Below are 13551 nucleotides of genomic sequence, written 5' to 3' on the forward strand. Positions count from 1 at the left end.
TAAGCGCGTCCGCTCCCGATATGCGCTCCGTCTCCGTGCAGGGTTCTTCGCTTTCTCCACTCTTGCAACGTATAGTAGGATACGCCTAGCTGCTCGGCAGCTTTCTTGGGTCCCATCTCATCGCTCAATCTTACGGCTTCTTCTTTGAATGCTTTGTCGTATCGATTCATTGTCTCCCGTCCCCTCGTCAACTTTCATTTTATTTCATACGAGGGTATTTTTCGACTGCATTTTTATCGTATCACTCCAAATCATTCTGTATTGAGAAAAGCATCATTCATTACATTCATCGTTGTTATGGTATTGAGTACAACGGCTTTAGCCAAATCAGACACACCTCAAAATGGTGAAAAAGGAAATAAAAATAACAAGTCTGTTACGTATAGCGATGGTTTGCAGTACACGCCAGATCAAGCTACAGTCATTGATGAAAGTAATATTTTGAAAGCTTATTCAGTGGACTCAGATGGAAAAATTACAAAGGGTTATCAAAACATCCCGAGTAAATCAAACGGGGGTGTGAGTGTTCAAGGTTTCACGGATGGTTCATATTTCTACGATTGGGCTTATTACAATCCTAATACATACCAGACATCCTGGCAGGACCGGAAGCACTTTCCGATTGGATCTGTTTATGCGCAGAATAATAGTCCAAATCCGATGGTAATTTCTTATTCACAAGCTAATACGAAGACGACTACATGGACCTTTACCGGTAAAGTATCTGGCGAAGCTGGATTTACAGTTGCAGTTTTGGCATCGGCTAAACTTACGGTAGGTTTTGATGTAAGTACACAACGCACCACGACTTCTACTTCCACAATTACGTCTACAGCAACGATTTCTGCTTATAAACAAGGGGAAATCGATGCCTATCACACCGGTGTGTATAGTGGTGGATACGGGGTCTGGAATAAATATTATGTGACTCCGCAAGGAACTCATATTAACGCAGGGACGTATAATGAGTTTGGTTCGGCATGGACGGTAGGACTGAACAACATTAATTATTTCTTTACACAATGGTAAGATAATTTCGTTTTATGAATTTACTGAAGATACCACTAACAGAGTGATTTACAGAGATAAAATCATCAAGACTAAGGAGCAGGATATGAGAAAATATACTTTAATGATATTCGTACTGATGCTTTTGCTTGCAGGTTGTGAAGATGAACTGAAAGTATCTAGGGAGACTGTCTCACCGAGTCCGAGTCCTACCAATCAATATGAGGAATATCAGAAGCTTTACAACAAAATGGTCGATTCTCTGCAAATTCCAGACTTTAAAAAAATTGAAGACAACAAAGAATTTCCATATCTGATTCAGATTGATAAATCGGTTTCTTTTGATAAAAGGGAGTATATGAGCGTTACAGGAGATGCTACGAACCAACCGACGCAAAACAGGATTGTGTATTCAAGCAATGACGGGAACTATACGCTCTATATGGATTTGATTTATTTGACGAAGGACATCGGAAACGATATGGTTTACTCTGATGTTGTATCCAAAAGTACGTTGAATAATGAGAATGCACAAAGATTTCGTCAAGATATTCTAAGTTATAAAAACAATCTCGTCAGAATTACTCTTTTTTCTAACAAAGACCAAGCGGTTAGTATTGAAATACATAATCGTATTGACAGGGCGATCGTTGATTTTTTGAAAAAGGAATAAAGAATCAAATGAATATGAAAGAAGCTGCAATTTCTTTTTCGAAATGTAGGCTTCTTTTTTATTTCTCGAAAAAGGTCATCGTAGTCTGCGGATAGCGTAAAAACATGCGATAAGGCTGACGAGGGGCATAAAGCCAAGAAAAAACTGTAGAAATCTCTAATAGCGAGAACGACCTACTCGTATAAAAATCGTATCTGAACGATACGACGCCTTCGGTGTTCTACAACCAGAAAATCACGCAGCAAGCAGGGACGGAGAAGCAGGAGACCCAGCAAACCTTTGACGAGGCTCATCAGCGCGCTGTACCGACACAGCTGACCGTAACGCATACAAGCGGTACAACGGTATCCCCGGCGACAACAGTCACTCGCACCTTCGATGATTATGGCAATGTGACCAGTGAAACCGATCCGGACAATCATACGAGCATCTACACCTATGACGTGAATACACATCTGCTGCTCAGTCAGCTCGAACCGATCAACAGCACCTTGTCACGTTTGGTTCAATACCAGCGCAACGTACAGGGGCAGCGTCACACAGCTTGCTATTCGCGACGCTTCGCCAGCCGGAGCGGCTGGAGAGTTGAAGTCGCAGGTCAATTACGCCTACGATAGCTTTGGTAATGCCGTGCAGATCACGATCAAGGATGACAACAATCGAAACACGGTCATCAACCGCAGTTACGGTACGGTATACATTAATGGATTCTTGACCAGTCAATCGACAAGCGTTACGGATGTGAACGGTCAGGCGTCTACGGTGACAGAGAATATGCAATACAACCTGTTGACTGGAGCTATGACAAGCTATTCGGATGGCAAGGGAAACGCAACCTCCTACCAGTACGACGTTTTGGGCCGGCTCAAGAAAGCGACTTTTGCCGATAACAGTCCAATCAACGTCACGTATGACGATGTGAATAATCGGGTTACAGCGGTAGACCCCACAGGTTTGACGACGATCACCCAGTGGGACCCGCTTGGTCGCAAAACCTCGGAAGGGATTAGCGGTAGCGGTACGATCACTTACGGCTACGATGCTTACGTTCGCAACGTTTGGGTGCAGGATGCGCTGGGGCATCGGACCTCGTTTGGCTATGACGCTTGGGGACGCTTGACGCAAACGGTATATCCCGATGGTTTTGTGGCAGGCGTAGCCTATGACGATGTTCATTTGACGGTTACCCCGACGGATGCGGAAAGCAATCAGACGCGGGAAACCTACGACCGGATGAAACGATTGATGAAAAAGGAATGGCTCCAAGCAGGCGGTCCGGTCACGTTGGGTAGCTATACGTATGATTATGCCAGCGATCTGCTGACCAGCACGGATGGCAAGCAGCAGACGACGACGTATACCTACGATAGCTTGAATCGCTTGACGGCGGTGACGGATGCGCTGGCTCAGACCACCTCCTACACGTACAACTTGGCCAGCCAATTAACGCACATTCACTATGCCGACGGCAATACCCTGCAAAAGCAATATGATGAAATGGGCCGCTTAATCAGAAGCATCGATCCGTCCGGGCAAGCGGAAACGTACACGTACGATGCCAACAGCAACCTGATTAAGCAGGTGGATCGCAACGGGAACGTACAAACGAATGCATACAACAACCGCAATCTGCTTACCAGCAGCCAACTGGGATCAGAAATGATCACGTACAGCTACGATCTGGCAGGTCGCCGTGTAACGATGCAGGACGCAACGGGTACGACCGCTTACGCCTATGACCCGGTAACCAAACGAGCCAACTCCGTGACTTTCCCGGATGGCAAGAGCATTGCGTATCAATTCGACGCACAGGGCAACCGGACACAAATGACGGATCCGTTCGGCCATACAACGGCCTATGGCTATGATAGCCGCAATCGCTTGACCGGCGTCGGAGCGGCTATTGGCAACTGGGATGAAACGTACACGTACCAAAAGGATGACCTGCTGGCAGGCGTCCAGCAAGCCAACGGGATCAACTGGACGTACGGATATGAGGGCGCCAACCTGACGAGCCTGATTCAGCGGAAGGGCAGCACCCTCGTAAACAGCTTTGGTTATGGATACGACAACAACTTCAACCAGATCAACAAAACGGAGAACGGCACAACCAGCACGTATACGTATGACCCGCTGAACCGGATCGCTACGGCCAGTCCGTTCCAGGAGCAGTACAGCTATGACGCGCGGGGCAATCGACAGACGCTACAAACGGGCAAGCTGCTGGATTTGAGCGGAGCGAACTACACGTATGACGAGCGGAATCGGCTGAAGCAAGTCACCACAGAAGATGGCAAAACGGTCTCTTACAGGTATAATGGAGATGGGATGCTTTACGAACGCACCGAAAATGGTGTGACCACGCGATATTACTACGACGGGACGAGCATGATCGCAGAGGGGACGGTTGCCGGAGGCACGGTCGCTTTGAAGGCTCGATACATCCGTGGTAACGGCTTGGCTGCACGTGTAGATGCGTTGGGCAGCAAGCAATATTACCTGACTAACGGTCACGGTGACGTGGTGGGGCTGGCAGATGCGACAGGAAATGTGATCAACCAGTACACCTACGATCTGTGGGGCGGTCCGCTGACGACAAGCGAAACCGTGGGGCAGCCGTTTCGTTACAGCGGAGAGATGTGGGATAGCAGCGCTAATCTGCAATATCTCCGAGCGCGTTGGTATAGCCCGGCAATGGGGAGATTTATTAGCGAAGACACGTATGAGGGGCAGATTGATAATCCGTTGAGTTTGAATCTGTATACGTATGTTCATAATAATCCATTGACGCAGATCGATCCGACAGGTCATATGCCATTCTTTCCCGTAAGCACTTATGTTTGCATGGTTTCTAAAGGGGATTGTCAACGGCAAATTGAGGTAGAGAAAGCCATAAGTGAAGAATTTATTAGTGATATAAAGACGCTTCTAAATCCAGATGCGTCAATAGCTGATAAGGTTTTAGCAGGGGCTGGGTTTATCCCCTATTCTAAGATTATCCGTGGTGCCAAACTATTTATACGGCTTACAAATGGAGAACGATACGCTCAAAAGGCCGTTGATATCAGCGGAGAGGCAATTGAATATGCGAAAAATCTACCTTGTAATTGCTTTACTGCCGGCACTAAAGTCCAAACGGACAAAGGGGAGACTAATGTTGAGGACATCAAAGTGGGAGACAGGGTTCTTTCCAAAAATGAAGAAACCGGCGAAATAGCTTACAAGGAAGTTACTGCAACATTCAATCATGAAACGGATGAGATATATAAAATTTATGTAGGCGAGCAGATTATCGAAGCAACTTTTAATCATCCGTTTTGGGTTCAGGGCAAGGGATGGACGTTTGTTAAAGACCTAAAAGTTGGTGACTTGCTGGTTCAGAGTGACAATAACACCCTGAAAATCGATATAATCGAAAAAGAAAAGAAACAAGTTAAGGTCTACAATATGACTGTAGATGGATTCCATACTTATTTCGTCAGTGATCTTAGTATCTGGGTGCATAATACAGACTGTGGGTTCATACTAAGCAAGAATAATATTGAACACTTTAAAAAGCACATTGCAAGTGAGTTTGCAAATCAAGTTGGTTATCTTTCCGACAAACAACTGGAGTCGAAACTGGCGAAAAACAGTTTTTTTAATCCAAACTGGTCAAAAGATGACGTTATAATTGGAGTTCAAAATGGAGTAAACGAAGCAATAGAAAACGGGGTTAGCAATGGATACTACTACTATCAATACCGGGGAGAAACTATTTCGATTTTTATGAAAGATGGAAATTTTGACACAGCGTTTGGTTTACATAAATTAACCCCGGCTGATTTTGGAAGGTAGGAGAAGGCTTTGTTTAAAATTAGTTACCGCATTATTACTGAATCAGACTATTGGAAAAAACTAGAGCCCGAACAGATTGAGAGAGAAGGAGGAATTTCTGGTTTCTTTCAGATGAGATTCTGTACTGAAGAATATGGTTACTATCATGAAAGGGACTTAGCTTCGGGAGAGGAAGGCTTTGACATCATTTCTACTTGGCTTGATAATTTGCTTTGGGTGTGTAAATCAATTCATATTGCCGACTATACTGCGTTAAAGGATATTGAGTCATACAACACATGGATTGAATTTGTTCGTAAAGGCGATTATTTAGCGGTAAGTATGATGGAATCGGACGAATTAATAACTGAATATTTAGTGACGTGTCCACCGAGTAACCGGACCTACCCTCAATGGAAAGACGTCCTTGTCTCAAGGGATGAATTTCAGAATGAGGTGCTTGAGGTCACAGAAAGTTTCATCAGGGAAGCTGCGACATTGAACGCATTTCTCCCCCATTGTACTAGATTTAAAAAAATGGCCCAGCTACTCAACGAAATAAAGGGTCATATTGGAAGGTAAATTAACTCTGCAGAGACCGTTAAGAATTTTGAATAGTTCTACGAACCGCCTGGTGATCATCGCTGGCGGTTTTTTCTTGTCGGTCATGCTACCGACAAGAAGTCGCTTTTGGCGCTTCACATACCGAAGCGCTGCCCCCGAAGGATCACAGCCGATTGCCTTCGGCAGCCAGCTATGGCCTCACCGCGCCTTCGGCGGGACCGGCGATCTGTGGAGTGCTACGATAAAAATGCAGTCGAAAAATACCCTCGTATGAAATAAAATGAAAGTTGACGAGGGGACGAGAGACAATGAATCGATACGACAAAACATTCAAAGAAGAAGCCGTAAGATTGAGCGATGAGATGGGTCCAAAAAAGCCGCCGATCGTTGATTTTTTGAAAAAGGAATAAGAAATCAAATGAATATGAAAGAAGCTGCAATTTCTTATTATAAATTGAGGCTTCTTTTTTTATTTGCGCGAAAATAGGTCGTCGCAAGCTGAGCAGAGCGCAAAAAAATTGCGTAATGCGAAAAAATATGTGATACGGTCGACGGGGGCGTAGCTCGCATTTTGTAGAAGGTGGAGGTCTCATTATGAATCATATCAGCAATAGGCCAGAGCCGTGAAAACTTCCTCCGATTTCACCTGGATTTCACACAACGTGTGTAAGCTAATTGAAAAGGGAGGCGATTCATATGACAAGAAAACCCCTAATCACAATGATACTGGTCACGGCTGTTTTGACGGCTGTCTCCACATCCGCGATTGCCGCAGCATCCTATAAGCAAGCCAATCGCCCGTCTTCCAACGCAGCTGTTAAGCCCGCGGCAAAAGACAATAAAGGCTACTCGCTGGAGCAGGCGATGAGCGATAACGCGCAGCTTTCCACCATTGCTTTTAACGGGTTGGCGTTTATTACGGGAAGCAGTGGTGCGGACAGCTTTATGCCGCCGGGCAAGGTGGCCGATTTCTTCGGTTTCCAGTACATGCGAGACGTCGACACGGCACAATATGGACACAACACGACATTCCTTACGCGGGTCGCGAGCAACGTATTGTTCATTCTGAACAGCGAGCAGCGAGCCAAGCTCATTGCGCTGGCGAAGGTACAGGCACCGTTGTACGACAGCTTCGCTTATAATCGCCTTCCGTTGATGGATGCATTTCGCCGTAACCTCGAAGGCAAGCTTCCATCGGGAGCCACGGGGCTGGATCAGGAGGCGGTGGCTGCGTATACGGCGAGTCTTTACACAACCGATGCGGAGCTAAGCTATCATCGCGCGGTGGTGACTGGAGAGATTATTCAATCCTTTACGGAGAAGCAGAAGGCTTATTTGGGCAAGATGGATTTCAATAACTATTTGACCTGGCCCGATGTTCCCGAGAATGAGGAGCTGAAGCGCGGCCTCAAAAATAGCGAATATGTTGCGTTAATGACCTATGCGAGTGAGCTTTTTTCCTGGTATAAAGGCAGTCTGGACGCGGATGTTTACTTCTGTCCAGAGCGGCACGGCACCTACTTCGGCGGTTTTTATCTGAAGGATTATCCGGCGATGGACAACCCTGGCTATTTTATCAGCACGAATTTAACCGGAGATAGCGGCCAGCAGTTCTTGCAGATTTTGAACGGGGAGCAGCGCGCACTGATCACGGGGATCGTCGAGCTGCAGCACGGTTGGCTGCAAGAAGCGGCACAAACCCGATTAGAGATTGCAACCGAGCTGCGGGGCGCCATGCAAGGCAAGAAGGTTGATAAAGAGCGAGTATTTGCGCTGATTCACAGCTATGGGGAGCTGGATGGGCGGATGTCCGGTCTGTACGCCTCGCGGTTTGCGGCTGTAAATCGTACGCTTACGGCCGAGCAGCGGGCAGCACTGGTCAAGCTTCGCAACCTGGCAGTTGTCCCAAACGGTGTCTATCGGTTTGCAACTCCGGTTGCCACGCCGCCGATCCCGAATAGCGATTTCCTGTTCGGCCAAAGCGAACTGCTTCAGCAAGCCGGCCAATTCACCCCACCGGCCAGCTTCACCTTGGAGGCGAAACAGCCGGAGCGGCAACGATGAAGAAGAAATGGGCAGTCTTAAAGATCATCTGATTGAGACGGATTTTAGAGATGGTCTGAATGAAATCGTTAAAGAAGCAATCATCCAGCGGCTAAAATCTTAAAATTCGCGCTAAAAAACGGCCTTCCTCCTGAACATCCAGAAGCGAAGGCCGTTTTTCTATTTCCTCATTCTATTCAAAAAGCTTGCGCAAATTGTCCGTATACGGGGCGCGGACAATGCCTTTTTCCGTGATGATCGCTGTCACGTATTCGTTTGGCGTAACGTCGAACGCCGGGTTGAACACCTTGACGCCCTGCGGCGCGGTACGCTTGCCGAAGCCTTGCGTGATTTCGTCCTCATGGCGCTCTTCAATCGGGATATCGGCGCCGGTAGGCGTGTTCAGGTCGATGGTCGACATCGGGCAGGCGACGTAAAACGGAATGCCGTGCGCCTTGGCCAGCACAGCTACGCTATATGTGCCGATTTTGTTGGCGACGTCGCCGTTGGCGGCCACGCGGTCCGTACCGACGATGACCGCTTGCACCCAGCCCTTGGCCATGACGGCGCCGGCCATGTTGTCGCAGATCAGCGTCACGTCAACGCCGGCCTGCTGCAGCTCAAAAGCGGTCAGCCGTGCGCCCTGCAGCACCGGCCGCGTCTCATCGGCGTACACCTTCAGGTTGACGCCTTTCTCCAAGGCCAAGTAAAACGGCGCTAACGCCGTGCCGTACTTGGCCGTAGCCAACCCGCCCGCGTTGCAATGCGTGAGGACGCCGAAGCCGTCCTCAAACAGCGTTAGCGCGTGCTCGCCGATCAGCCGGTTCGTTTCCTCATCGGCTGCCTGAATGCGAATCGCTTCATCCAGCAGCGATTCGATAATCGCGCCGGCGTCTGCTCCCGCGTCCGCCAGCGTCTGCGCGTGGGCCTGCATCCGGTCCAGCGCCCAGAACAGGTTCACCGCCGTCGGCCGCGACGTTGCCAAATAGCTGCACTGCCGCTCGACCTCCTGCAGCAGCGCAGCGACCCCGCCGTCCGCGGCAAAATCGCGGACACCCAGATACACGCCGTAAGCTGCGGCGATGCCAATGGCGGGCGCGCCCCGCACCTTCAGGTGGCGGATCGCTTCCCACACCTCGACCGGCGTCTGCAGCGGGAGGTAGACGATTTCCTCCGGCAGCAGGCGCTGGTCGAGCAAATCGAGCTGCTCGCCGCTCCAGCGGAGCGACTGGAGCGCTTCTTTTTGCCCGGATAATGCCGTGTTTGTCATAAGTAAGCCTCTTTCTATTTCATAATGAGAGGGAGGTTGGCGTCGTATCAAGCCCCGGTACCGCCCATGCGGCGGACGGTCTGACCGCCCGATTCCCTGTCGTTCCTTCCGTCAGCCGCCGTACGTTCAGCGCCGGCGCACTCCTTTTGCCAGCACAACCCGATACTATTCTTGCACGTCCGCAGCGGCGCTTGCGGCAACGTCGATCAGCGCTTCGATCGATTCGGCCGAACGGTGGCCGTGGATCAGCGCCGTGCCAATGGTCAGCGCCAGACGTTGGGCGCGCTCGCGAGCAGCGGCGTCTTCGATTTTGTCGATGTCGGCGACGTGGGCCAGACCGATGACGCGGCGGACCATTTTGGCACCGGCGAAGCCGACTGTATCCTTGAGCAGCTCGTCAAGGTAGCGGTCCTGATAACCCGGCGTTCGCGCCATACGGTCTGTGCAATGCTCGTCCCACAACGTGCGGAAGTTGCGCTCGAATTGCGTCCACACATCGCGCACGGTCGTCAGCAGGTAGCTGCGGTAATCCTTGCGGCTGCGCGCATCCGGGCTCCAGCCCTCCTGAGCGGCGAAGTTAAGCAGCAGATTGGCGATCACGGCGCCGATATCAAAGCCCATCGGGCCGTAATAGGCGAATTCGGGATCGATCACCTTGGTGGAGTCCGGCTTGATGAAGATGCTGCCGGTGTGCAGATCGCCGTGAAGCAGCGCTTGGGCGCTGGTGAGGAATTTGTACCGCAGGCCGGCCGCTTCCCGATGCAGCGCCTGATCCCGCCAGATCGCTTCCACGGCGTCGCGCAGATGCGGTTCAAAGTTATTCGTCTCGGCGTCGAAATACGGATGATAAAAAATCAAATCCTCGGTGATTTTGCACAGCTCCGGGTTGATGAAGCGGCCGAGCTGCAGCTTTTTCTCCTGCTGATTCATGCCCAAATCGGAAGTGAAAAACAGCGTATGCGCCAGAAAATGCCCGATATGCTTAGCAAACAGCGGATAGCGATTGCCCTCGATCAGCCCTTTGCGCATGATCACATGGTCGCTCAGGTCCTCCATGACGGTCAGCGCGAGATCGGCTTCGTAGACGTACACGTGCGGCACAAGCTCGGGGCACAGCTTTTCCTCGATCATCAGCGCTTCGCTTTCGATGCGGGCCCGGTCGAGCGTCAGCGGCCACGATTCGCCTACAACCTTGGCGTAGGGCAGCGCTTGCTTGAGAATGATGCTTTTGCCGGTGGTCGGCTCGGAAATATGGAAGACAAGATTCAGGTTGCCGTCGCCGATTTCGCGGCTAACCAGCTCTGCGCCCGGCGTGAACAGATCGGGAATCGAACGGGAATATTCAATGGCTTCCGCTTCAGTCAGCGGGTGATAAGGGGTAGTCGTCAAAGCAAATGACCTCCATTGTAATTGTGATCAACGCAGCCAGCGCGCGCTTTAATTCCAAGCGTTTCACTCTGTTTTAAGCTTCTGTTCCTAGTATAAGGCAAAACGCCGCTCCATGAAATACCGACTTTCCATTTTTACATAAATCGCCGCCAACCTGCGCAAAGTACGGTGTAAGCACGCGCTGAAATTGCAAGACCAACAAGGGAGGATGATCGTATGAATACAGCAACAACGGCAAGTGTCACCCAAGTGCTCAACAAGCAGGTAGCCAACTGGACGCTACTGTTTACGAAGCTGCACAACTACCACTGGTATGTAAAAGGCAATCAGTTTTTCACCCTGCACCTCAAATTCGAGGAGCTGTATAACGAAGCAGCGGCGCACATTGACGAGCTGGCGGAGCGGCTGCTGGCGATTGGCGGCAAGCCGACGGCTACGCTCAAGGATTGTCTGGCGTTAAGCTCGCTCAAGGAAGCGGGCGGCACGGAAACGGCGGCGCAAATGGTCGAGGGGCTGGTCGAGGACTTCGGTATCCTGCTTGGCGAGCTGAAGGAAGGCATGGCAGCGGCCCAGGAAAACGGCGACGAAGCGACGTCGGACATGCTGCTGGCGATTCACGGCGCGTTGGAGAAGCATCGCTGGATGCTGCGTTCTTTTTTGAGCTAGGGAGTAAAAGGAGATGAAGTCACCCGTTGCGGTGGCTTCTTTGCATTGTGCGGCCAAGCCGCCAAGCTGACCCCTGCAAGCGTTGCGACACGAATGATATGCAAAAAAGGATGGCCGCAGCCATCCCTTCCCGCATCAGGTCCATTTTTGATCGCGGTGTTCAACCAAATCGATGGCCCCTAGAACCACGTGGGCCAAGCCGAAGCCGATGACGGCCGTTGCCGCCATTTTGTACTTGCTTTTGCCGCGCAGCGTCAAGCCAGTCGCCGTTACCGCCGTACCGAGAACCGTTGGAATTAAACCTTCTCGCATGTCAGGTCACCTCTTCATTGGATTTTGAGTGAATCGCAAAGAAAATTACCCCCTTAGCATGGTCAGCCGGGGGCCAAATATACGGCGCGGACGCTGCATTGTTTTGCCTGAGCGGATTCCTTATAATTAAGGACATGATAGCGATAGATGAGGTGCATGGAGGATGGAGAGAAAACCGATTGCTTTGAAGGAGTGGGCCGCAGCGATCAGGGCGCTGGAGAGCGGCGCGCAAATGTTTATTATGCGCAAAGGCGGTATTATTGAAGAAACCCGGGATTTCCAAGTGCAAGCCGAGGCGTTTTATTTATATCCGACCTATGAGCATCAGCGCAGGGAGCTGTTGAAGGAAGCATATCGTCCGGTGATCGATCAGACGCTGGAGGGCTGGACGCTTGATGCCGCAACGGCAGCCATCACCTGTTACGCCGAGCTGGTCGAGGATATCTTAATCGAAGATCAGGAGCGGCTGGGCCGGCTGTTTCCTTATCATATCTGGACGGAGAATTTCGCCGAGGAGCGTTTGAGATGGAAGCGGAAAAATCCGCTGCACGTCCTGCTGTTGCGCGTCTACAAGCTCGACGAGCCGCAGGAGGTGCCGATTGATCCGGCATATCTCGGCTGCAAATCGTGGATCGAGCTGACCCAGCCCCTGGGCGCTACCGACATGAAGCCGGTGCTGAGTGATGCGGAATTCGCTGAACGTGTTGCGGCCATTCGGGCCGCGCTGGCCTAAGCTTCACGGAGCGAATCGTTGGCCGGACAACGCCAATCGGTCGTCCATAAGGCCATGTGGGCTGCGCCCGCGGAGCACCCGGCCCGGCGAACGACAAAAAATCGCCGCCCTTTTTCTGTAAATTCCCTTTATTGATTTCATAGGGTAAGTTATAATAAAATTAATGTACTTTGAGAATCAGTGAGAATCATTTAATAATGATTCCTAGGTAGTAGTCAATTTAACACTTTTGGAGGCGCATGACATGTCGAATTCAGTAACATTCACAATAGACGGGCTGAAAGCCAACGTCGAAGGAAAGGAAATTCTGAAAGGTCTCAACCTTTCCATCAAAGGCGGCGAGGTTCACGCCATCATGGGCCCGAACGGTACAGGCAAAAGTACGCTGGCGTCTGCGCTGATGGGTCATCCTAAATATGAAGTAACCGAAGGTACGGTTGAGCTGAACGGCGAAGACGTGCTGGAAATGGGCGTTGACGAGCGCGCGCTCGCCGGCTTGTTCCTGGCGATGCAATATCCGAGCGAAATTACCGGCGTCACGAACGCCGACTTCCTGCGCAGTGCGATCAACGCCCGCCGCGGCGAAGGCAATGAAATTTCCCTGATCAAATTCATCCGCCAAATGGAAGCCAGAATGAAGGACCTGGAAATGAATCCCGAGTTCGCGCATCGTTATCTGAACGAAGGCTTTTCCGGCGGCGAGAAGAAACGCAATGAAATTTTGCAAATGATGCTGCTGGAGCCTAAGCTGGTCATTCTGGACGAAATCGACTCCGGTCTTGACATCGACGCCCTGCGCATTGTCGCCGAAGGCGTAAACGCCATGCGCAACGAAGATCGCGGTTTCCTGATCATCACGCACTACCAGCGCCTGCTGAACTACATCAACCCTGATTTCGTACACGTCATGATGCAAGGACGCATCGTCAAATCCGGCGGACCGGAGCTGGCACAGCGTCTGGAAGCGGAAGGCTATGACTGGATTAAAGAAGAGCTGGGCATCGTGGATGAAACCGTGGGCCAAGACGCGGAAGAGTTCAAAGTACCGATGAACACGACTGCGCCGAAGTATTAAGG

The 13551-nt window shown here is 50.6% G+C and carries 13 protein-coding genes; 9 read left to right on the forward strand and 4 right to left on the reverse strand.

The features are described from left to right. A partial coding sequence (locus B5M42_RS25705; protein WP_407946119.1) for a transposase occupies positions 1–170 on the reverse strand: 170 nt, incomplete at its 3' end. Between the two features lie 133 nt (positions 171–303). Here B5M42_RS25705 and B5M42_RS08155 point away from each other — a divergent pair. The 6 genes from B5M42_RS08155 to B5M42_RS08180 all read left to right on the forward strand — a co-directional run bounded on the left by B5M42_RS08155 (position 304) and on the right by B5M42_RS08180 (position 8125). Beyond that, positions 304–1029 carry a hypothetical protein gene (locus B5M42_RS08155; RefSeq protein ID WP_230632805.1) on the forward strand — a complete coding sequence of 242 codons (726 nt, stop codon included), beginning with the start codon at positions 304–306 and terminating at the stop codon, positions 1027–1029. Between the two features lie 85 nt (positions 1030–1114). Next, complete coding sequence (locus B5M42_RS08160; protein WP_134755205.1) at positions 1115–1681, forward strand: hypothetical protein; 567 nt, start codon at positions 1115–1117, stop codon at positions 1679–1681. A 215-nt stretch (positions 1682–1896) separates the two neighbouring features. Continuing rightward, positions 1897–2298, forward strand: a complete 402-nt coding sequence (locus B5M42_RS08165; protein ID WP_134755207.1) for a hypothetical protein — start codon at positions 1897–1899, stop codon at positions 2296–2298. Then, positions 2267–5518 (forward strand): polymorphic toxin-type HINT domain-containing protein, encoded by a 3252-nt coding sequence (locus tag B5M42_RS08170; protein WP_134755208.1) that lies wholly within the window; start codon positions 2267–2269, stop codon positions 5516–5518. Before B5M42_RS08165 ends, B5M42_RS08170 begins: the two co-directional genes overlap by 32 nt. A gap of 9 nt (positions 5519–5527) precedes the next feature. Continuing rightward, positions 5528–6079 (forward strand): hypothetical protein, encoded by a 552-nt coding sequence (locus B5M42_RS08175; RefSeq protein WP_134755210.1) that lies wholly within the window; start codon positions 5528–5530, stop codon positions 6077–6079. 678 nt (positions 6080–6757) lie between these two features. Further along, positions 6758–8125: a hypothetical protein gene (locus tag B5M42_RS08180; RefSeq protein WP_134755212.1), complete on the forward strand. Its 1368-nt coding sequence runs from the start codon at positions 6758–6760 to the stop codon at positions 8123–8125. Positions 8126–8297: 172 nt separating this feature from the next. On the opposite strand, the gene mtnA is transcribed toward B5M42_RS08180, so the two are convergent. Further along, positions 8298–9374, reverse strand: coding sequence for an S-methyl-5-thioribose-1-phosphate isomerase (gene mtnA, locus B5M42_RS08185; protein ID WP_134755214.1), 1077 nt, complete (start codon positions 9372–9374; stop codon positions 8298–8300). A gap of 165 nt (positions 9375–9539) precedes the next feature. Then, positions 9540–10763 (reverse strand): S-methyl-5-thioribose kinase, encoded by a 1224-nt coding sequence (gene mtnK, locus B5M42_RS08190; RefSeq protein WP_134755216.1) that lies wholly within the window; start codon positions 10761–10763, stop codon positions 9540–9542. Between the two features lie 216 nt (positions 10764–10979). Between mtnK and B5M42_RS08195 the strand changes: the two genes are divergently transcribed. Further along, positions 10980–11429, forward strand: a complete 450-nt coding sequence (locus B5M42_RS08195) for a Dps family protein (protein WP_134755218.1) — start codon at positions 10980–10982, stop codon at positions 11427–11429. Positions 11430–11564: 135 nt separating this feature from the next. Here B5M42_RS08195 and B5M42_RS08200 read toward each other — a convergent pair whose 3' ends face one another. Beyond that, the gene (locus B5M42_RS08200) at positions 11565–11741 is read right to left on the reverse strand and encodes an asparagine synthase (protein ID WP_134755220.1); all 177 of its coding nucleotides are present in this window, start codon (positions 11739–11741) and stop codon (positions 11565–11567) included. Between the two features lie 163 nt (positions 11742–11904). Between B5M42_RS08200 and B5M42_RS08205 the strand changes: the two genes are divergently transcribed. Both B5M42_RS08205 and sufC read left to right on the forward strand, forming a co-directional pair. Further along, positions 11905–12474 (forward strand): DUF1802 family protein, encoded by a 570-nt coding sequence (locus tag B5M42_RS08205; RefSeq protein ID WP_134755222.1) that lies wholly within the window; start codon positions 11905–11907, stop codon positions 12472–12474. A 244-nt stretch (positions 12475–12718) separates the two neighbouring features. After that, complete coding sequence (gene sufC / locus B5M42_RS08210) at positions 12719–13549, forward strand: Fe-S cluster assembly ATPase SufC (protein WP_134755224.1); 831 nt, start codon at positions 12719–12721, stop codon at positions 13547–13549. Positions 13550–13551 lie beyond the last annotated feature (2 nt).

It is taken from the genome of Paenibacillus athensensis (assembly GCF_004514475.2).
GTDB classification, from domain to species: domain Bacteria; phylum Bacillota; class Bacilli; order Paenibacillales; family NBRC-103111; genus Paenibacillus_AL; species Paenibacillus_AL athensensis.